Source organism: Xanthomonas euvesicatoria pv. euvesicatoria (assembly GCF_020880415.1).
GTDB classification, from domain to species: Bacteria; Pseudomonadota; Gammaproteobacteria; order Xanthomonadales; family Xanthomonadaceae; genus Xanthomonas; species Xanthomonas euvesicatoria.
Window position 1 is genome coordinate 14892 of record NZ_JAJIUJ010000025.1, and the last position, 19998, is coordinate 34889.

A 19998-nucleotide genomic window follows, 5' to 3' on the forward strand; every position below is an offset into this window, starting at 1 on the left:
CTGACTGATTACCGTTGCCGTCACGCGCGACTTGTTAAAATTCGGATAATCTCAGCGGATTAGACAGTCGGTTCAGCGTCTGTCTGCATTGTTCATCCAGACTTCGCATATGACCCAGCAGCGCACTCTCAAGAACACCATTCGCGCCACCGGCGTCGGCCTGCACAGCGGCGACAAGGTGTACATGACGTTACGGCCGGCTCCGGTCGATCATGGCGTGGTGTTCCGACGGGTGGACCTGGAACCGGTCGTCGAAGTCCCCGCAGATGCCGAACTGGTCACCGAGACCACGCTGTGCACCGGGCTGACCTGCAACGGCGCCAAGATCCAGACCGTCGAACATCTGATGTCCGCATTGGCGGGCCTGGGTGTGGACAACGTCATCGTCGAGCTGTCTTCGGCCGAGTTGCCGATCATGGATGGCTCGTCCGGCCCGTTCGTGTTCCTGCTGCAGTCGGCAGGCATCGTCGAACAGAGCAAGCCCAAGCGCTTCATCCGGATCAAGCAGACGGTAGAAGTGCGCGACGGCGACAAGGTGGCGCGTTTTGAGCCCTACGAGGGCTACAAGCTCGGCTTCACCATCGAATTCAATCACCCGATGATTCCGGCCAAGCAGTCGCGCCAGGAAATCGAGTTCTCCACCTCGGCGTACGTCAAGGAAATTTCGCGCGCGCGCACCTTCGGTTTCATGCGCGATCTGGAGTACATGCGCGAGCGCAATCTGGGCCTGGGCGGTTCGATGGACAACGCCATCGTGCTGGACGAGTTCCGCGTGCTCAACGAAGACGGCCTGCGCTACACCAACGAATTCGTGCGGCACAAGATCCTGGACGCCATCGGCGACCTGTATCTGGCTGGCGGCGCCATCCTCGGCGCCTACGAAGGCTTCAAGTCCGGCCACGCCCTCAACAACAAACTGGTGCGTGCGCTCCTGGCCGACCAGGCCGCCTGGGAATGGGTCAGCTTCCCGGAAGGCACCGAACAACCACCGGTCACCTACGCCAGCCCCGTCTACGCGTGATGTCAGGGAATGCCCTGGTTGGCGTTCAAAGTGTGAACGCGCTCGAATTTCAGGCCCGTTCTTAACATTTATTTAAGACTTCTCTAACTCCTGCGGGCCACATGCCCGCTAGGATGCGTCGGGTCGTGTGCGGTCTTCGCAACGCTTTCACGCACTGGCGGCCGCTCCGGATGGGCGGCATGGCTTCACCGTTTGGTCGGTAACACGTCCTGCAGGGAAGCCAACGCGTCGCGCAAGCCTTTGTGCGTCGCCTCGGATACAGGTTTGGGACGGTCGCGGTTCTGCTGCGTTGGGGAATGCAGCGGCACGGTTGCGGTCTTGACGGTCACCGCGGTGGCCTTCAGTCCGACGGATCGGGCGGCATCCAGGATTTGGGTTTCGGCAAGCCGCACCTTGGCATGCCAGACCGGCGAATCCACCAGAAAAACGAGCTGTTCGCCTCGGACATTGGCCAACCGGCAACGGGTCGCCAGATGAGGTGGTAACAGGGGGCGCAACTGCCGGTCCAGCGCATCGAGCCACAAGGCTCGGCGCAAGGGGTCGCCAGCCTTTTCCCCCAGCGCGGCCTCGATGGCCGGTTGTGGAGTGGAAGGGTTGCGTGCGTTGGACTTGGGCTTGGACATGACACTCATATGGCGTTGAAAAAAGTTGTAATCAAATCGCGGCAGACCCGGGCGCAGCGTGTGGCCCGACAGTTCCAGGACTTTGCAGCGGATCGACCGATGGTGGTGCTTGGCGCGGTATTGGGCCTGGGCATGTTGATCGGCGTCGGTGCCAGCACCGCCACCGGCATGGTGACCAATTCGGCGCTGCAGGCCAAGGTTGCGCAGCAACAGGCCGAGCTGGCCCAGGCGCAGCGCGCCTCGCAGGCGCAGGTCAATGCACTGGCCGCCCGGCTGGGCGAGCTGCAGGCGCAGGCCACCCGCCTCAACGCGTTGGGCGAGCGCCTGACCGAAATGGGCAAGTTGAAGGACGGCGAATTCGACTTCGACGAGCCGGTCGGCGTCGGTGGCGGCGATGAGCCGGTCAGCGACATGCCGGTGAAAGACCTCAAGGAGACGCTCGGGCAAGTGGAGCAGCAGTTCTCCGCCTCCGGCCAGCAATTGAACGTGTTGGCCTCGCTGATGTTCGATCATCAGCTGGAGCAGAATTCGGTGCCCTCGCGGATGCCGATCCGCAACACCTACATCACCTCCGGTTTCGGCGGCCGCGCCGATCCGTTCGACGGTGGTTCGGCCTTCCACAAGGGCGTGGACTTCCATGCCAACGTGGGCGACCCGGTGCTGTCGGTGGCCGATGGCGTGGTCAGCTACGCCGGCGTACGCGGCGGTTACGGCAACGTGGTCGAAGTGGATCACGGCAATGGCTATGTGACCCGCTACGCGCACAACTCGCGCCTGGTGGTGAAGGTGGGCGATCTGGTGCGCGCCGGCCAGCAGGTCGCGCGTGCCGGTTCCAGCGGCCGCTCCACCGGTGCACACGTGCATTTCGAGGTCTGGGCGGATGGGCGCGTGGTCAACCCGCGCAAATTCCTGGGCGAAGCCACGCCGGTGGGACGTCAGGGGCGCGGTTGACGGGGGCGCGGGCCGCGCTTGATTCGTGAAGGCCCGCCCCAAGCTACAATAGGGTGTTGCCATCGACAGGGCGCAGTGCGCCCTGTTTCGTTTACGGCGGTCGGGTCTGTGGGGACCGGCGTCGGTCAAACCGTTCCTTTTCAACCGGTTTCTTCAATGATCAACAGTCTGCTTACCCGTGTCTTTGGCAGTCGTAACGAACGCCAGCTGCGCCAGCTCAACCGCCTCGTCACCCAGATCAATGCGCTGGAGCCGACGATCGAGAAGCTCTCCGACGCCGAGCTGCAAGCCAAGACTCCGGAGTTCAAGCAGCGGCTTGCCGCCGGCGAGTCCCTGGACAAGATTCTTCCCGAAGCCTTCGCGGTATGCCGCGAGGCCAGCCGACGCGTGCTGGGCATGCGCCATTACGATGTGCAGCTGATCGGCGGGATGGTGTTGCACCTGGGCAAGATCGCCGAGATGCGCACCGGCGAAGGCAAGACCCTGGTGGCCACGCTGCCGGTGTACCTCAATGCGCTGCAGGGCGAGGGCGTGCACGTGGTCACGGTCAACGACTACCTGGCGCGCCGCGACGCCGCGCAGATGGGCAAGCTGTACAACTGGCTGGGCCTGAGCGTGGGCGTGGTGTACCCGGGCATGCCGCATAGCGACAAGCGCGAGGCCTACGGCGCCGACATCACCTACGGCACCAACAACGAATTCGGCTTCGATTACCTGCGCGACAACATGGCGCTGTCGCGCGCCGACCGTTACCAGCGCAACCTGCATTACGCGATCGTCGACGAAGTCGACTCGATCCTGATCGACGAAGCGCGCACCCCGCTGATCATCTCCGGCCCGGCCGACGAATCGCCGGAGCTGTACATCCGCGTCAATCGCATCGTGCCGCAGCTGACCAGGCAGGAAAGCGAAGAAGGCGAAGGCGATTTCTGGATCGACGAAAAGGGCAAGCAGGTGCATCTGTCCGAGGCGGGCATGGGCCACGCCGAAGAGTTGCTGTTGCAGGCCGGCATCCTGGAAAACGCCGAAGACGGGCTGTATGCCGCGCAGAACCTGAGCGTTGTGCATCACCTCAACGCGGCGCTGCGCGCGCATGCCATCTATCAGCGCGATGTGGATTACATCGTGCGCGATGGCGAAGTGGTGATCGTGGACGAATTCACCGGCCGCACGCTGTCCGGGCGTCGCTGGTCGGATGGCCTGCACCAGGCGGTCGAAGCGAAGGAAGGCGTGCCGGTCCAGCGCGAGAACCAGACCCTGGCCAGCATCACCTTCCAGAACCTGTTCCGCATGTACAAGAAGCTGTCCGGCATGACCGGTACGGCCGATACCGAAGCCTACGAATTCCAGAGCATCTACGGCCTGGAAGTGGTGGTGATTCCGACCAACCGCCCGACCGTGCGCAAGGACCATCCGGACCAGGTGTTCCTCAACCGCAAGGGCAAGTTCAACGCGGTGCTGGCCGACATCGAAGATTGCGCCAAGCGCGGCCAGCCGGTGCTGGTGGGAACCACCTCGATCGAGACCTCGGAGATGCTGTCCGAGCACCTGCGCAAGGCCGGGGTCAAGCACGAAGTGCTCAACGCCAAGCAGCACGAGCGCGAAGCGACCATCGTGGCCAACGCCGGCCAGCCGGGCGCGGTGACCATCGCCACCAATATGGCCGGTCGCGGTACCGATATCGTGCTGGGCGGCTCGTTGGAATCGGAGTATCACGCCCTCGGCGAAGACGCCAGCGAAGATGCGCGCTTCAAGATCAAGACCGAATGGCAGCGTCGTCATGACGCGGTCAAGGCGGCCGGCGGCCTGCACATCATCGGTACCGAACGCCACGAGTCGCGGCGTATCGACAACCAGCTGCGTGGCCGTGCCGGTCGTCAGGGCGACCCGGGTTCGTCGCGCTTCTATCTGTCGCTGGAAGACAACCTGATGCGCATCTTCGCCTCGGACTGGGTCCAGAAGGCGATGCGCATGATGGGCATGAAGGAAGACGACGTCATCGAAGACCGCCTGGTCAGCCGGCAGATCGAAAAGGCGCAGCGCAAGGTGGAAGCGCACAACTTCGACATCCGCAAGAACCTGCTGGATTTCGACGACGTCAACAACGATCAGCGCAAGGTGATCTATGCCCAGCGCGACGAATTGCTGGACGCCGAGTCGGTCAAGGACAACGTCGACGGAATTCGCGGCGATGTGATCTACGACCTGGTCGCACGCTTCGTGCCGCCCAATTCGGTCGACGAACAGTGGGATCTGAAGGGCCTGGAAGCCACGCTGGAGTCGGAGCTGGGCATGACCTTGTCGCTGACCGACATGGTGCGTGCGCAGGAAGAAATCGACGCCGAGCAGATCGCCGCCAAGGTGCAGACAGCGGTGGATGCGCACTTCGCCGAGAAGGAAGCTGCGATCGGCGCGGATACCATGCGCGCGCTGGAAAAGCACGTGATGCTGACCGTGCTCGACCAGGGCTGGAAGGAGCATCTGGCCAAGATGGATTACCTGCGCCAGGGCATCTACCTGCGCGGTTACGCGCAGAAGCAGCCCAAGCAGGAATACAAGAAGGAAGCCTTCGAGCTGTTCTCCGAGATGCTGGAGAACGTCAAGCGCGAGGTGATCAATCTGCTGGCGCGCGTGCGCATTCGCAGCGAAGAAGAAGTGGCCGAACTGGAAGAGCAGGAACGTCTCCAGGCGCAGGCGCGCTTGATGGCCTCGCAATTCCAGCACCAGGATGTGGGTGGCTACGGCGCCGAGGAGGAAGTGGAGCAGATGCAGGGCGGCAACGCGCCTGTGCCGGTGTCGCAGGTCACCCGCGACGAACCCAAGGTGGGCCGCAACGACCCATGCCCGTGCGGCAGCGGCAAGAAGTACAAGCACTGCCACGGTCAACTCAGCTGAGGCTGAGTTGACCGTGGAGCAGCCCGCTTTGCGGGCTGCTCACCCGCTATCCGCGTTGCCGATAGCGGGCTCACGGCGCTGCTCCCGATCCCCTGCGCCTTCGGCGCGCCCCCTTACCAAGGGGGGCTTTGCTTTCGGAATTATCGCGATGCTTTGCGGGCTACGAGGTTAAGCGGTAAGTGCGGCGTTGATCTGTTGCTCTGAGGCGGAGATTTGGGATTGGGGATTGGCAATGCCTGTGCAACGCCTGCGTTAGCAAATCCCGAATCTCCGATCCCGGCCTCATTGCGCTGTACCGCTCACTCGCGGCACTCTTGCCGCCATGCCTGATTCTCTTCGATCCATTCACGTCGTTGCCGGCGTGATCACCGACCCCCGCGGGCGCATCCTGCTGACCCGCCGCACCGAAACGCGCGACATGCCTGGCCTGTGGGAATTTCCGGGCGGCAAGCGCGAGCCTGGCGAGACCTCCGAACAAGCGTTGGTGCGCGAGCTCAACGAAGAGCTCGGCATCGAGGCGCAGGTGGGCGATTGGGTGATGGAAGTGCCGCAGCTCTATCCGGACAAGCGGCTGCGCCTGGAAGTGCGTCATATCACGAGCTGGAAAGGCAGCCCGCGCGGCCGCGAAGGCCAGGCCATGACCTGGGTGGCGGCAGACAAGCTGGCCCGCTATTCGATGCCGCCGGCCGACGTGCCGGTGGTAGGCGCGCTACGGCAGCCCGACCGTTACCTGATCACGCCCGAGCCGGAGGACGAGGCGCGCTGGCTGGAGGGCCTGGAGCTCGCATTGCACAACGGGATCACCCGGATCCAGCTGCGTGCGCGGCAGCTTGCGCCGGCGCGTTGGCAGGCGTTGTTGCAGCAGGTGATGCGCCTGCGTGGTCGCGCGCGCGCGCAACTGTTGCTCAATCGCGATATCGCGCTGGCTGCGGATCTGGGTATCGGCGTGCATCTGGGATCGGAGCAGCTGGCCGGTCTGCAGGAACGCCCGCTGCCTGCAGACCGACTCGTGGCTGCGTCGTGCCATGGCTTGGACGACCTGCGCCACGCCCAACGGATCGGCTGCGACTTCGCGGTGCTGGGGCCGGTGCAGGCGACCGCGTCGCATCCGGGCGCCACACCGATCGGCTGGGACGGTTTCGAGACCTTGCGCGAACAGGTCTGGCTGCCGATCTACGCGCTCGGCGGCATGCAGGGCGAAGATGTGCGTCAGGCGCGCTCGCATGGTGCGCAGGGTATCGCGGCGATCCGCGCGCTCTGGCCGCAATGAGCGCACCGCAGCATCTGACGGCCGAACCGTCAGCGCAATGCCCTCGACCCCTGTTGCGACGTGCAGCGGTCCTGCGGTGATCCCGCGCCGCCGGATGCCACGCCTGCGCGGCTAGAACGTCACCCAGAAGCAGTTATATTGCCTGCGTAGCCGCAGCACGCTGCGCGCCGGCGTGCCGCTGGCGAGGTTCTGTTCCAGCCGCAGTCCCCAGGGGCGCGGGCGGCTGGGCGGGGTAGGCAGTGGCGCGTCGATGGCGCTGCCATCCAGCGACGGCGTAGGCGCGGTGGTGTCGGCGTCCCAGGTGGGGGTGTCGCTGTGCGGATACATCGGCACGATATCCAGCAACGGGCGCTGCACGATGGCTTCCAGCCGGCTCAGCACCTGATTGGCGGCGGCATCGGATTGACCGCTCCACAGGTACAGGCTGGACAGGCGGTTGACGTCGCGGCTGTCCACCGCCAATTGCAGCAACGACACCAGTTCGCTCAGCCGCCGCGGGCAGCCGTAGCGATACAGGCCGGTATTGCCCTGCGGGCGGATGGCAGGCAGTGCGCGGCTGGCCGCGCCGACGTCTTCGCAGCGCCGGTCGGTGAACAGGGTTTGCCCGTCCGGCGCGACGCAGCGATGGATTTCCTGCGCCTGCACGCGCGCGGCGGGACAGGCGCAGAGCAAGAACAACAGGGGCAGAAGGCGATGCATCGGCGCAGCGTAGCCGGGTAAGCGTGAGCTGGCGACATACATGCGCGCGGGTGTGCGAGGGCGACGACTGGAATGCGAAGCAGGTGCTCAGCGTCCGAGCAGCTGCAACACCTGCGTGGTCGGCTTGGCCAGATTGAGGGTGTAGAAATGCAATGCCGGCGCGCCACCTGCGATCAGGCGCTGGCACAAGGCCGCCACGACCTCTGCGCCGAAGGCGCGCACTGCGTCGGCGTCGTCGCCGTAGGACTGCATCTTCTTGCCGATCCAGCGTGGAATCTCTGCGCCGCATTGCTCGGAAAACCGCCGCAGCTGCGAGAAATTGGAGATCGGCATGATGCCGGGAATGATCGGTATCTCCACGCCCATCCGCTGCACTGCGTCGCGGAAATGAAAGTAGGCATCGGCGTTGTAGAAATACTGGGTAATGGCCGCATCGGCGCCGGCATCGACCTTGGCCTTGAAATAGCGCAGGTCGCTGAGCGCGTCGGCCGCCTGCGGATGGGTTTCCGGATAGGCGCCGACCTCGATCCGGAACGCGGCGCCGTGCTCGGCGCGGATGAAGGCGATCAGGTCCGAGGCGTAACGCAGGTCCCCGGGATGGCCCATGCCCGACGGCAGGTCGCCACGCAGCGCAACGATGCGGGTGCAACCGATGGCGCGATACAGCTTGAGCAGCTCGCGGATTTCCTGCCGGCTGCCGCCGACGCAGGACAGGTGCGGCGCCGCTTCGAAGCCATGCTTCTGCTTGAGGTGGCGTACCGTTTCGGAGGTGTAGCTGAGCGTGGAGCCGCCGGCGCCGAAGGTGCACGACACGTACTCCGGCGCGTAGCCTTTCAACCTGGCTGCAGTGCGGTCCAGTTGCGCGCGCTGATCATCGGTCTTGGGCGGGTAGAACTCGAAACTGAGATGCGTCATCGCGGCGGTTCCGGCTGATCGTCTGGCGATAATATCGCTTCATCGCGATGAATGCATATCAGGTTGCGACGGTTCCGATGCGCCCTGTCGCAGGGCCGGTGAGGGCGGCAGCACGCGGAATGGCAGGTTGGCATAGCCGGCGCGGCCGGCGTCATCGCGCACTTCCACAAACAAGCGGTAATTGCCCGGCGGTGGTGCGATCAGGCGCACCTCCTCGCCCGTAGCGCGTGCGCCGTTGCGACCACCGGGAACGCGGTTCGGCGCAATGGCGGCATCGACCAGCGGTGGCAACGTCTCGGGGTCGCCCCCGATGCTGCGCGCGGTGCTTTCGCTGCGAACGTGCCAGTCGTAGCGCAGTACGGATGCGCCGCTGGCACGAATGCGTGCGGTCACGGCCTGGCCCGGGCGAAGGCTCACGCTGTCGGTGGCGCGTTGGCCAGCCAGCGTGAGCGCCGCTACCGTTGGCGCCCGGGTGGCTGGCCATTGGCCGGTCCACAGCAATTGCAATGTGTCCACGCTGGGCGTGGCCTCGCCCGAAGACAAGAACAGGCCATACCAGGTGGGCGTGCGCTCCTGCTTGTCGCCCCACAGGAACACGAACGAGCCCAGCCCCTGGCGGGTGTCGCTGGCGATGTCGCTGCGGTAGCGCTGTTCCAGCAATAGCGCCTTGCGCGTGCTGTCGTCTTCGATCGGTGCGCCCCACGAGGTGGTCGGCGATTCCCAGTGCCCGGTGGGGCCCCATTCGGTGACCACGTAAGGGCCGCGCCAACCGCTCTCGTGCAGCTTTTGCGGGAGCGCTGCGATATCGCCGTAGAGCTGCACGGCGATCAGGTCCAGTGCCGGCGCGCGCGTCTTGAGTTGGTCGATGAGTTGCTTGTCGAAACCGGCCAGCGTGGTGGTGACCGGATGATCCGGGTCGATGGCATGGATCGCCTCGGCGATCTCGCCGACCGCATTCCAGACCTTGGGATTGGTGTAATCCAGATTGAGCTCGTTACCGACCACCCACATTAGCACCGCCGGATGCGCCGCCGATTGCCGTACCTGCGCAAGGATGCGTTGCAGTTGCTGTTTCACTGCCGTTGCATCGTCGTAATCGAAGCCATGTCGCTGGTTGCCGACCTCGATGCCGACCGCCACTTTCAGGCCGTTGCCTTGTGCGCGATCGAGCAGGGCGCGCTGGCGTTGCGGGTCCGGATCCACGCGCCAGGTGCGCAACGCGTTGCCGCCGCGTGCGGCCAGCGTTTCCATGCTGCCATTGCCCAGGCCGGCACCCTTGATCACGAAGGGAGCGCCATCCACCAACAGGCGGTAGCCGTCTGCTTCCTGCGCAATGCGCACCTGCGCCGCGCTGACCTGCGTGCTCGCGGCCAGTGCGAACACGCAGACGGCGATGACGCGCGTATTGCATGGCAGTTGCATGGCGACTCCTGGTGGTCAGCAAGGCACCAGCATAGGCCGGGATACCGTGATGCGGGCGGCCGCGCAGCATCTGCCTGGTTGGGGTTGCTTGCGGGCAATCGCATCCGGTTCTGGGGCTGGGTTGTTGCAATCGCACGCCGCTTGCCTGCTTGAACTTGCGGTGCATTCGGTGAGCGCAAGCGTTTGGTTGCATTGGGCTGCAATGCGACATGCAGGAAGAGGTTGGCGAAGACCGCTTGTCCAACGAACATTACGCAGCACCGCGGCGTTGTCGAAGACCCACCATCGCTGGCTTGCCGCTGCCGTGGCAATGCCTGCTGGAAACCGTGGGTGCATCTGCGCCGGGCGTTGACGCCTGCACGCCTACACTGGGCGCACTTTCCATGGAGCGCTTTCATGAGCGATACCACGATGACCGCCATCGCCATCCGCGATGGCAAGGGCGACGCCGAGGCGCTGTACGCCACCGAACAACCGCGCCCGCGTCCGGCACCGGGGCAGGTGCTGATCCGCGTGCATGCCGCCGGCATCAATCGCCCGGATCTGCTGCAACGCACCGGGCACTACCCGCCGCCACCTGGCGCGCCGGAAACGCTGGGGCTGGAAATCGCCGGCGAAATCGTCGAGCCGGCTGGTCGCTGGAAGGTGGGCGAGCGCGTGTGCGCGCTGCTGGCTGGCGGTGGCTACGCGCAATACGCCGCCGTCGATGCGCGTCACGTACTGCCCATTCCCGCCGGCATGGATCTGGTGCACGCCGCCGCGTTACCGGAAACCATCTTCACTGCCTATGCCAATCTGTTCGAACACGGCCGGCTCGCGGCAGGCCAATGGCTGCTGTTGCATGGTGCGACCTCGGGCATCGGCGTTACGGCGATCCAGATGGCCAAGGCGGCGGGCGCGCACGTGCTGGCCACCGCGCGCTCGGCCAGCAAGGCGGCACAGGCGCGCGAGTTGGGCGCCGATGTGGCGATCGATTCCACCACTGCGTCGTTTGTCGAGGTGGCCAAGGCGCACGGCGGCGTGGATGTTGCGCTCGACATGGTGGGCGCTGCGGTCTTCGCCGACACCCTGGAAGCGCTCAACCCGCGCGGACGCATCGTCTACATCGCCTCGCAGGCCGGCGCCACCATCGAGGTGCCGATTCCGGTGCTGATGCGCAAGCAGGCGGTCATTACCGGCTCGACGCTACGCCCGCGCAATGCAGACGAAAAAGCCCGGCTGGCCGCCGAAGTGGAGCGGGTGGTGTGGCCATGGATCGAGCAGGGCAAGCTGCGCGTACTGCTCGACAAGTGCTTCCCGCTGAGCGAAGCGGCTGCGGCGCATCGTTACCTGGAGCAGGGCAGTCACCTGGGCAAGGTGGTGCTGGAGATGTAGCACGTAGCCACTGGACTCAACCAGCTCGGCGCCAGCGGCTGCAGGCGCCGTGCGCCCGGCGATCGACAAGCGCCGGCCCCGCCACCGCGCAATCGCACAGCTACCTCGGCACGAGGTTCGCGTGTCAGTTCGCGGCCGCATCGTTTTACGCACACAGAGTTCGCACTGTTGCGCCTGAAACCACTGCCGCCTCGTGAGAATCCGCAGCCTGTTAACTCACGATCAATGGCGGCACACGAATGATGACGCGCTCTTTCTCTCAGGCCGTCCTGGCTTGCGCCGTCGCGCTGGGTATGACCGGTGTCGCGCAGGCAGCCGAACAGGCACCTGCGCAACCCGCCGTCGGTGGCGCGCTGGCGCCGCAACGCATCCTGCAGGTGGGATTGGTGCTCAAGCCGCAGGTGACCATGCGTCAGCAACAAGCGACGGTGGAGCAGTGGTTGACCCGCGATGGCGGCGATCCGCTGTTGCGCGGCCAACTGGCACGCGCATCGGCTGCTTCCACCCGCGATATCGCACAGGTCAAGGCCTATCTGAGCCGGTATGGCATCACCGATGTACGCCCGGCCATCGATGGCCGCCTGCTGCAGGTTCGCGCGACAGCGGCGGCATTGCAGGCTGCCCTTGGCACCCCGCTGCGTGCAGTGAGTGCCGATGGCCGCCTCGGCGTTTCCGCTGCGCAGGGCACGGTCGCAGTGCCGGCCGGCTTGCAGGCGGTGGTGCAAGGTGTGGTTGGCCTGGACGGCACGGCCGGCGCCAAGGTCACCCCGCACGGGGCGCCGCTGAGCGCCGCGCGCACATCGTTGTTGAACAGCAGCGCCGTGACGGCCGCCAACAGCGGCGGCGGCGCAGAAGTCGTGCGCCACAGCATCGAAGAGCTCAATAGCGCGTACGGCGCCGATACGCTGGCACCGGCCAGCGATATCGTCGGTGCGGTCATTGCCGCCGGCAATCTGGAAAATACCCTCGCGCGGCTGCAGAGCTTCCAGGACCTGCACGGCCTGCACACCCCGGTCACGGTGGTGACGGTGGGCGACCCTAGCGCGCCGGGTTACCAGTCCGATGCCGCCAGCAAGGATTCGGAAGTCGAGTGGGACATGGATACCCAGTTGCTGGTCGGCAGCGCCGGCGGGTTGAAGCGCCTGATCATCTACAACATCCCGGACTTTTCCTGGAAGAGCATGATCGATGGCATGGCGCGCGCGGCCGACGACAACCTGGCCCGCGTGGTCAGCATGTCGATCTATGGGCAGGAAATCCAGGTCAACGACGCGGTCTTCCAGGCCATGGACGCCAGCCTGACCAAGGCGGTGCGTCAGGGGCAGAACTTCCTGATCTGCAGCGGCGACGACGGCATCTACCTGCCGCTGAGCGCACGCGCCAACGCGCCTTATTACGACACGCTGGCGGGGCGCCCGGACCTGCGCCAGGTCGGTTGGCCGGCTTCGCACCGCTACGCGATTGCGGTGGGCGCCACCGAGTTGCTGACCCAGGGCGGCAACCCCGGCAGCTACGCCTCCGAGCGCGTCTGGAATGCCGGTGTCGGCCGCCACCTCAGCCAGGGCGGCCTCAGCAAGATTGCCTATGCGCCGCAGTGGCAGCGCACCCTGCTGCCGGGGCAGACGGCCTCCGGCTACCGCGCTGTGCCCGACGTCAGCTTCAATGGCTCGTTCTACAGCAGTGCGCAGATCCGCGGCACCGATGCGCAAGGGAACGAGGCTGCCTGGTATGTGTGGGGGACCAGTGCCGCCACCCCGACCTTCGCCGGCTATATCGCCCGGCTGTTGCAGTCGCATCCCACTCTGGGCTTCGTTGCGCCGCAGATCTATCAGTACGCGAGCCAGCGTCACGATACGCAGCGCGCCCATGACGTGGTGGTCGGCAGCAATGGCCTGTATCGCGATGGATACAACGCGAGCTACGGTTGGGACTTCGCGTCGGGCTGGGGCAGCATGAACATCGGCGACTTCGACCGCTTCCTGACGCAGGCAGCGCCATAACCTTCACTGCGCATGGCGAGCTCGCTGTCGCTGCGCCTTAACCGATATTCCAACGTTGCGTAGCGGCGGTGCTGGTTACCGTGGCGGCGTACAGTCGACCACCGCTTCGATGTGGTGGCCGTCCGGGTCATCGACGAACGCGGCGTAATAGTCATCGCCATAATCCGGTCGCAAGCCGGGTGCGCCATTGCAGTGACCGCCGTGCCGTAGCGCGGCTCGGTGAAACGCGTCCACGGCGGACGCGTCGGTAGCGGCAAATGCCAGATGGAATCCGACCCCCGGGGCACATTGCGTTGCCTGGCGTTGTTTCAACGCCAGGCAATCGTCGTCACCGGGCCTGCCATCGCCGACCGCCTGGTCGAGCGTGCCTGGCTCCAGATCGGACCACACCCGCACATAGCCAGGCGCACCCAGCGTTGCGTCGAAAAATTCGGCGGATATCTCGATCGTACGAACGCCCAGCGAAACGTGCTGCAACATCGGTGCAGCCGTCGATGGCGACGGCACAGCGGCGTGCCGGCGGCGATGCTGGTCTGCACGCGCGCCGGCGTCAATCGCATGCTGCAAAAGACGCTAGTGGCGTTGGTCGAGCACCGCCAATTCCAACCGCCGCGCCGACAACGTCTGCAGCCGTCGCGCATTGCCTTCGTGGCGCAACTGAGCAGGCCCGGTAGGCAGCGGCTGGCATACAGGTATAGCAAAACAAGCAGGAGCGATGTCTCGCAGTGGGCTGCACGCTGACCGTACACTGCGCCGTCGCGTGCGCTCTCCGCATCGCGCCGCTGCAGCATTGGCCAGGCAGTGTGCGTGCAGGCGTTCGCATCGGTGGCCACCCTACCAGCACGAAGGTTTCGATGAAGCATCCAGACGCATTGCGTATCGCCCTTGTCGGGATCGGCAAGATCGCCCGCGACCAGCACGTGCCGACCATCGCCGCGCGCGACGATGTGCAGCTGGTGGCCACCGTGAGCCGGCATGGCACGGTGGACGGTGTGCCCGCCTATCAGACCCTGGAAGACGCATTTGCCGCCCAGCCGCAGATCGAAGCGGTGGCCTTGTGCACGCCACCGGTCGGACGGCACGCATTGGCGCAGGCCGCGTTGATGGCCGGCCGCCATGTGTTTCTGGAGAAGCCGCCGGCCGCAACGCTCGCCGAAATTCATGACCTGCAGGACGTGGCGCAGCGTACGCAACGTAGCCTGTTCACCAGCTGGCATTCGCGTTGCGCAGCCGGTGTCGAGCCTGCCCGTGCATGGTTGGCCGACAAGCAACTCGTGCGCGCGCACATCACCTGGAAGGAAGACATTCGCCACTGGCATCCGGGCCAGGACTGGATTCTGGAACCTGGCGGCATGGGGGTGTTCGACCCCGGCATCAATGCGCTCTCCATCGTGACCCATCTGCTGCCGCGCAGCTTGGCGCTGCGCGACGCCGAGCTGCATACCCCGGAAAACCGCCAGGCGCCGCTGTATGCCAGGCTCGCATTCGTCGACACCGCAGGACTCCCGGTAACGGCCGAATTCGATTTCCTGCAGACCGGCCACCAGCGCTGGGACATCGAAGTGGAAACCACCGCGGGCCTGCTCATGCTCAGCGAAGGCGGGGCCAAGTTGAGCATCGATGGGCAACTTAAGGCGCTGCCAGCGTCCAGCGAATACGACGGCTTGTACGGGCGCTTCGTGCAGCTGGTGCGCGCGGGCCAATCGGAAGTGGATATTGCACCGTTCGTGCACGTGGCAGATGCGTTCATGCTCGGCGCACGCCAGGTCACCGCAGCGTTCGCCTGGTAAGTCGTTCTGCCGCTCGCCAACGGTGAACACCGCTGGTCAATGCCAGCGGTCCTGCGGCCGACTGCGATCGATGGAAGCGGGTTCGGGGCACACGGTCGTCCGCCCACCGCGGTGCGCGGTGCGCAGGAAACGGGCCGACTGCAAGGCGTGTTGGCGGTTCATCGATGCGAGTGGGCGTGTACTGCACCCCGCGGCATCCTGGTGCAGTCGATCGGCGCCAGCACGTAAAGACAACGAAGCCCCCATACGCCGGCTGCGTCGGGGGCTTCGCCTTGATCGCCCTGCGGCGTTGGCGTGCAACGTCGCACGCCAACGTCGCAGTCACCATTTCAAACGATGGGAGCACTGCAACGTAGTGTCAAGGCCATGCTGTGGTGGCTGCTCAGCGGCGCCACATGCGCGCCCCGCGCGCCGGCAGGGTAAAGGTGTACGAGCTGCTGGAAATGCGCACCACGTTGCCCGAGCCCAACGCGTCCACGTAGTCGGCATTCCAGTACAACACGCTGTTGTTCATTCCCACCGTGGTGGTGACCGGGTTGCCGCACTTATTGATGCCCACGATGCCTAGGCTGCCGCGACGGAACAGGATATGGCAGGAGCTGGACGACAAGACCTGCATGTCGGTGCCCTGCACGCCGTTATGGAAGCCGATCATGCGGCGCAGGTCTTCGCGGAGATAGGCGTTGACCCAGCGGTTGTCGCCGCTTTCGTTGTTGTCGGTATAGATCATCGGCATGCCGCCGTTGCGACCGATCAGGTATGCGTAGGCCAGCGTCTCATCCACCGGGTCGAGAATCGCGTAGCGGAAGCCGGCGTTGTTGGGAATGTCGTGGGTCACTGCAAAGGTCACGGCGCGATTGCCCGGCAATGCCTGTCCGGACGCGGCGGGGTCCACCAGCTGCTGCATGCTGGCGCCGATCGCGAACGCATTGCGCACCGCATTGAACAACGGAAAGTCGTAGGCTGCATGCGGCGTGGATTGCAGATACGGCGCCAGGAACTGGTCGTAATCGCCATTGCCAGTACCGCCGCCGGTAATCACTTCACCGAAGACATACACACCCGAGCGGATGCCGGCATCGAAGACGCGGTTGAGATGGTCGAAGGTCATGTGCTTGGCCGCATCCACCCGGAAGCCGGTCACGCCAATGCTCTTGAGCGCCTGCAGATAGGCGCGCTGTTGCTGCACCACCCAGTCGTTGCCCACGAGATCCGGCAGGCCTGGATCGCTGCCGCCGCCGCAAATGCGGTAATTACGCACTTGGTAGGCGTCGTTGTAGTTGCTGATGCATTGCGCCGGGCCGAAATCGCTGGCGCTGAGGAAGTTTGACTGCAGCGTGCCGAACAGGCGCAACGATCGTAACGGCCGGGGTCTGCAGCGTACTGCGACAGCACCACGCTGCCCGGGTAATTGAGGTCTGAACGCGTGGCCGCTTCGTTGGCCATGTGGTTGAACACGATGTCGGCATAGGTTTCCACGCCGTTGTTGGCCAGCGCCTGGACCATCTTCTTGAATGCAGCGGTGTCGCCGAGCGGGTTGTCGATCAGGCGGATGTCCTGGGGTTGATAGCGCGCCCACCAGGCACTTCCTTCGGAGCGGTACGCGGGGGCGACCAGCACCTTGCGATAGCCTGCATCGGCAATCTGCTTGGCGCGCGCTTCGACGGTGGCATATGGCCAGTTGAAGGCATGCAGGATGACATCGGCCTGCGCGTTGGCGGTGGTCAGCAGCAGGGCCAATGCGGTCAGCAAGAGACGTGCACCGCGTTGTATCAGGGAAGGTGGGGCATGAGCAGGCGTGTTGCGCATCGGATCGATCTCCAGTGGTAAGCGCAGGCCGACGCGCAGTGCGCGATGCCCGCATCAAGGCTTCCGGCCCCTGTTCCGTAAAGCGCGCACGGCGTGCAGCGCGCGGTGATGCTAAGCGCGCATCGCGGCGCAGCATGGGGGTTGTGCATACGTATTCAATGCAGCGGGCCAGCAATCTGGGCGCCGGGTTGGGCGCCAACGGCGCGATTGGTCGCAAAAATCAGGGAACCACACGGCCGTTGCAATCTCGCCTGCACTTGCCTTGTCACATCAAGGCTTGGCGATAGGCAATGCTCATCCTTACCATGCTGCGCGTGCAACGTGGCCGGCGCAATCTCGCTAGACCGTCGCGGGTGACACAGATCAGCTGCTTCGCTGTTCGCCGCCGGCAGTGTGCACGTCATCGTTGCACGCTGCGCTGCCCTCGTGCGGCAAGGCCTGAGGTGCCGATTCGCGGCTTGCATGCCGCATCCGCATCGCGCCGAGCAGCGATCGCCCGCCGCAGCGGCGATAAGCCCGAACCTGCGGCTGGCTGCGCCTGGCAGCGGCATGGCTGCAATCTGGATTGCAGGCGATCCCAACGGCTCGGCCCGGCCACGACGATGGGCCGGTGCTGGCCGCGTTAAACTAGTCGCCAGTCCACTGCCCGGCCTCCCGATGCGCAATCCATTGCAAGAACAGCTGCTCAAGGCCGGCCTGGTGAAAAAAGCCCAGGTGGACAAGGTTGCGCGCGAACAGGTCAAACAGCGCCATGCCAAGGGCGCGGCGGTGCAGCCGGCGGCGACGGACAAGGTCGATGCGGCGCGCCTGCAGGCCGAGCGTGCCGAGCGCGATCGTGCGCTGGCCCAAGAGCGCAACGTGCAGGTGCGCCAGCAGGAAGTGCTCGCGCAGGTACGGCAGATCGTGGAGACCAACAAGGTCAAGCGCGAAGGCGAGATCGACTACCGCTTCAACGACGGCAGCGTGATCCGCAGCGTGCTGGTCAACACGACGCTGCGCAGCCAGTTGGCCAGCGGCGCGCTGGTGATCGTGCGGTACGGTGATGGTTTCGAGCTGATTCCGCGTGCGGCCGCCGACAAGGTTTACAGCCGCGATGCCGATGCGGTGGTGCTGGACCACGGACGCAACAGCGCGCCGGCTGCGGCCGACAGCGATGACGAGTACTACAGCCAGTTCAAGGTGCCGGACGATTTGATCTGGTAGCGCCGGCGAACGGCCGCGTTGGGTGATTGCCGGACGGTTCCCGCTCCGCCGCAGGCGCGACGTCGCTGCATGCTGTCGGTGCATGTTCGGTGACTGTCGGGAACCAGGCCAGGCACTCGGGCCAGTCCGATCGCCGCGCGGTCGGCTGATGCTGATCAACGTAGTCGTGCGAACGCCTGCGCGCTACCCTGGCGCTCTTTGTCGCCGCATACCCCACTCATGTCGATCGTCCTGACCCAGTTCGCCCGCACCCGCTTGTTTCCGCGCGATGGGCGTCGCAATGCCATCCAGGACTGCACGCCGGAGCAGTTCATCCAGCGGCTCAACGACGAGGCGCCGCTACGCGTGATCGAGGGCTATGCGCCGTTTTGCCAATTGCATGTGCACCGCAACTGGACCTCGACCCGTTGCCTCACCATTCCCATTACCGAAGACAACCGGCACCTGCTGCGTTCCGGCTACGAGGCACGCAGCACGCAGGAATTGGCCGTGCTGGTGCGGTGGTTCGAAGGTGTCGAGCCACCGGTGGCCGCCTATCTGCTGCCCATCCTCTACAGCCGTAAGCAGTTGGCCAAAGAAGGCACGCCCATCGAGGCAGACTGGGGTGTGGTGGGTTGTCTGTACACCGCAGAGCCGGACGAGATTCCGATGGCACCGATCACCATGTTGCGCAATGCCCTGGGTGTGGAAGAGGGCGGCTCGGGCACGCCGCTGGACCGCGAGGCGTATCGGCGTAGCGCGGCGTTCTGGGAGCGCAATGCCAATTGGCGCGGGTGAGCGCGTCGTTGCGATCCGCGTTCTTGTCCGCCAATTAAATCGCGCATGGCGCGTGTAGTTGCCACATCCATCCTGACTGCCAATCCCGGGACGTACGCCATGGCTGCGTGCTAGGTTGCCGCCCTGCGTGTAACGGATCGGAGAATCGCCATGTCGTTAGAAGTGCTTGGTGCTGGCCTAGGCCGAACCGGGACGCTGTCGCTGAAGTTCGCGCTGGAACATTTGGGATTTGGACCGTGTTATCACGCCACGGAGGTCGCCGCGAACATGCGTACGGCACTGCCGCTGTGGAATGCCGCCGAACGCGGTGCCGCAGACTGGTCGACCATCTTCGCCGGCTACCGTTCGAGCACCGACCATCCTGGTTGCTATTACTGGCGGCAATTGATTGAGGTATATCCGCAGGCCAAGGTCGTCCTGACAGTGCGCGATCCCGACAGCTGGTTCGAGTCGGTGACCCAGACCATCCTGATGCCGGGCAGAAAGAGCACCTTCGTCGGCCCCGAAGGCGAAACATTCAGTACGTTCTTGAAGCAGCAGATGGGCGGGCGCAGTCAGGACCGCGCCTTCATGGTCGACTACTTCAATCGCTGGAATCAGGCGGTGATCGATACGGTGCCAGCCGAACGCCTGCTGGTATTTTCGGCTCGGCAAGGCTGGGCGCCACTATGCAGCTTCCTCGGCGTACCGCTGCCGCACAAGCCTTACCCACACTTGCACGCACGGCCGCGGCTGCGTTGGTTTACGCGCGGCTTGCGTCTGCCGGACGACGTTGCCGCACGCGAGCGACATGTGCGCGAATATCTGGAGTACCTGCGCGAAGATCTGTTCGGATAAACGCAAATTGCGTGGCTTATTCTGCGACACATGCCCGATAATTTGATTTTAAAAAAAAAGTACCAACCATAATGTTGATTGGCCATATGACTATTGCTAGCCTGAATAAGGCGAGTGTCAGAGTTCGCCATTTCTGAAACTTCCAGAAGAGGTGTGCGTGATGAAAACTGCCAAAGCCATGCTGTCACTCGTGTTTTCGAAGATTCTAAAAATGTTTGGTCCGCGCAAGGTGGCGTATATCTACACGCAGTGACTGCAATGCCCGGGCAGGCTTTGCCGGATGGCCCGCATGCACGCGAATCGTCGGCGACGGCGATGCGCGCTGCCGCAGGTTACCGATGTGCTGCAAGTGCAGTGTGCGGATGTGCGGCAGACGTTATGCCGTCTTGCCGGGACTTGGAGCCAGGCGCGG

The 19998-nt window shown here is 64.7% G+C and carries 15 protein-coding genes and 1 pseudogene; 10 read left to right on the forward strand and 6 right to left on the reverse strand.

The genetic code is table 11. From position 1 onward, the window contains the following. Positions 1-109: 109 nt before the first annotated feature. Positions 110-1021 (forward strand): UDP-3-O-acyl-N-acetylglucosamine deacetylase, encoded by a 912-nt coding sequence (gene lpxC, locus LN450_RS04055; RefSeq protein WP_011346426.1) that lies wholly within the window; start codon positions 110-112, stop codon positions 1019-1021. A 185-nt stretch (positions 1022-1206) separates the two neighbouring features. Here the strand turns inward: lpxC and LN450_RS04060 are convergent, their stop codons facing one another. Beyond that, positions 1207-1653 (reverse strand): DciA family protein, encoded by a 447-nt coding sequence (locus LN450_RS04060; RefSeq protein ID WP_008571812.1) that lies wholly within the window; start codon positions 1651-1653, stop codon positions 1207-1209. On the opposite strand from LN450_RS04060, the gene LN450_RS04065 reads away from it, so the two are divergent. The 3 genes from LN450_RS04065 (at position 1654) to LN450_RS04075 (ending at position 6760) form a co-directional block, all read left to right on the forward strand. Beyond that, positions 1654-2595, forward strand: coding sequence for a M23 family metallopeptidase (locus LN450_RS04065; protein WP_011346427.1), 942 nt, complete (start codon positions 1654-1656; stop codon positions 2593-2595). It abuts the gene before it with no gap. A gap of 156 nt (positions 2596-2751) precedes the next feature. Then, positions 2752-5490 carry a preprotein translocase subunit SecA gene (gene secA, locus LN450_RS04070; protein ID WP_011346428.1) on the forward strand — a complete coding sequence of 913 codons (2739 nt, stop codon included), beginning with the start codon at positions 2752-2754 and terminating at the stop codon, positions 5488-5490. 322 nt (positions 5491-5812) lie between these two features. Next, complete coding sequence (locus LN450_RS04075; protein ID WP_008571815.1) at positions 5813-6760, forward strand: Nudix family hydrolase; 948 nt, start codon at positions 5813-5815, stop codon at positions 6758-6760. A gap of 111 nt (positions 6761-6871) precedes the next feature. Here LN450_RS04075 and LN450_RS04080 read toward each other — a convergent pair whose 3' ends face one another. The 3 genes from LN450_RS04080 to LN450_RS04090 are packed head-to-tail and all read right to left on the reverse strand — an operon-like array spanning position 6872 to position 9796. Continuing rightward, positions 6872-7501, reverse strand: coding sequence for a hypothetical protein (locus LN450_RS04080; protein WP_011346429.1), 630 nt, complete (start codon positions 7499-7501; stop codon positions 6872-6874). Positions 7502-7546: 45 nt separating this feature from the next. After that, complete coding sequence (gene metF / locus LN450_RS04085) at positions 7547-8374, reverse strand: methylenetetrahydrofolate reductase [NAD(P)H] (protein ID WP_008573251.1); 828 nt, start codon at positions 8372-8374, stop codon at positions 7547-7549. A 39-nt stretch (positions 8375-8413) separates the two neighbouring features. Beyond that, positions 8414-9796, reverse strand: coding sequence for a glycoside hydrolase family 2 TIM barrel-domain containing protein (locus tag LN450_RS04090; protein ID WP_011346430.1), 1383 nt, complete (start codon positions 9794-9796; stop codon positions 8414-8416). Positions 9797-10192: 396 nt separating this feature from the next. Between LN450_RS04090 and LN450_RS04095 the strand changes: the two genes are divergently transcribed. Next, positions 10193-11170 (forward strand): NAD(P)H-quinone oxidoreductase, encoded by a 978-nt coding sequence (locus LN450_RS04095; protein ID WP_011346431.1) that lies wholly within the window; start codon positions 10193-10195, stop codon positions 11168-11170. 239 nt (positions 11171-11409) lie between these two features. After that, positions 11410-13170 carry a S53 family peptidase gene (locus LN450_RS04100; protein WP_011346432.1) on the forward strand — a complete coding sequence of 587 codons (1761 nt, stop codon included), beginning with the start codon at positions 11410-11412 and terminating at the stop codon, positions 13168-13170. A 75-nt stretch (positions 13171-13245) separates the two neighbouring features. Here the strand turns inward: LN450_RS04100 and LN450_RS04105 are convergent, their stop codons facing one another. Next, the gene (locus LN450_RS04105; protein ID WP_011346433.1) at positions 13246-13650 is read right to left on the reverse strand and encodes a VOC family protein; all 405 of its coding nucleotides are present in this window, start codon (positions 13648-13650) and stop codon (positions 13246-13248) included. A gap of 374 nt (positions 13651-14024) precedes the next feature. On the opposite strand from LN450_RS04105, the gene LN450_RS04110 reads away from it, so the two are divergent. After that, positions 14025-14960, forward strand: coding sequence for a Gfo/Idh/MocA family protein (locus tag LN450_RS04110; protein WP_011346434.1), 936 nt, complete (start codon positions 14025-14027; stop codon positions 14958-14960). A 382-nt stretch (positions 14961-15342) separates the two neighbouring features. On the opposite strand, the pseudogene LN450_RS04115 reads toward LN450_RS04110, so the two are convergent. Continuing rightward, positions 15343-16712, reverse strand: a pseudogene (locus LN450_RS04115) (alpha-amylase family protein). A gap of 714 nt (positions 16713-17426) precedes the next feature. Between LN450_RS04115 and LN450_RS04120 the strand changes: the two are divergent. From LN450_RS04120 to LN450_RS04130, 3 genes are all read left to right on the forward strand, one after another. Then, positions 17427-17972 (forward strand): DUF2058 domain-containing protein, encoded by a 546-nt coding sequence (locus LN450_RS04120; RefSeq protein WP_039417995.1) that lies wholly within the window; start codon positions 17427-17429, stop codon positions 17970-17972. A gap of 219 nt (positions 17973-18191) precedes the next feature. Then, the gene (locus tag LN450_RS04125) at positions 18192-18749 is read left to right on the forward strand and encodes a DUF3228 family protein (RefSeq protein ID WP_011346439.1); all 558 of its coding nucleotides are present in this window, start codon (positions 18192-18194) and stop codon (positions 18747-18749) included. Between the two features lie 150 nt (positions 18750-18899). After that, positions 18900-19586 (forward strand): sulfotransferase family protein, encoded by a 687-nt coding sequence (locus tag LN450_RS04130; protein WP_005910850.1) that lies wholly within the window; start codon positions 18900-18902, stop codon positions 19584-19586. Positions 19587-19998: the final 412 nt, after the last annotated feature.

Bases quoted from the DNA above. Each gene is read 5' to 3' on its own strand.
- lpxC (WP_011346426.1), top strand. From the start codon at position 110: ATGACCCAGCAGCGCACTCTCAAGAACACCATTCGCGCCACCGGCGTC.
- LN450_RS04060 (WP_008571812.1), bottom strand. From the start codon at position 1,653: ATGAGTGTCATGTCCAAGCCCAAGTCCAACGCACGCAACCCTTCCACT.
- LN450_RS04065 (WP_011346427.1), top strand. From the start codon at position 1,654: ATGGCGTTGAAAAAAGTTGTAATCAAATCGCGGCAGACCCGGGCGCAG.
- secA (WP_011346428.1), top strand. From the start codon at position 2,752: ATGATCAACAGTCTGCTTACCCGTGTCTTTGGCAGTCGTAACGAACGC.
- LN450_RS04075 (WP_008571815.1), top strand. From the start codon at position 5,813: ATGCCTGATTCTCTTCGATCCATTCACGTCGTTGCCGGCGTGATCACC.
- LN450_RS04080 (WP_011346429.1), bottom strand. From the start codon at position 7,501: ATGTATGTCGCCAGCTCACGCTTACCCGGCTACGCTGCGCCGATGCAT.
- metF (WP_008573251.1), bottom strand. From the start codon at position 8,374: ATGACGCATCTCAGTTTCGAGTTCTACCCGCCCAAGACCGATGATCAG.
- LN450_RS04090 (WP_011346430.1), bottom strand. From the start codon at position 9,796: ATGCAACTGCCATGCAATACGCGCGTCATCGCCGTCTGCGTGTTCGCA.
- LN450_RS04095 (WP_011346431.1), top strand. From the start codon at position 10,193: ATGAGCGATACCACGATGACCGCCATCGCCATCCGCGATGGCAAGGGC.
- LN450_RS04100 (WP_011346432.1), top strand. From the start codon at position 11,410: ATGATGACGCGCTCTTTCTCTCAGGCCGTCCTGGCTTGCGCCGTCGCG.
- LN450_RS04105 (WP_011346433.1), bottom strand. From the start codon at position 13,650: ATGTTGCAGCACGTTTCGCTGGGCGTTCGTACGATCGAGATATCCGCC.
- LN450_RS04110 (WP_011346434.1), top strand. From the start codon at position 14,025: ATGAAGCATCCAGACGCATTGCGTATCGCCCTTGTCGGGATCGGCAAG.
- LN450_RS04120 (WP_039417995.1), top strand. From the start codon at position 17,427: ATGCGCAATCCATTGCAAGAACAGCTGCTCAAGGCCGGCCTGGTGAAA.
- LN450_RS04125 (WP_011346439.1), top strand. From the start codon at position 18,192: ATGTCGATCGTCCTGACCCAGTTCGCCCGCACCCGCTTGTTTCCGCGC.
- LN450_RS04130 (WP_005910850.1), top strand. From the start codon at position 18,900: ATGTCGTTAGAAGTGCTTGGTGCTGGCCTAGGCCGAACCGGGACGCTG.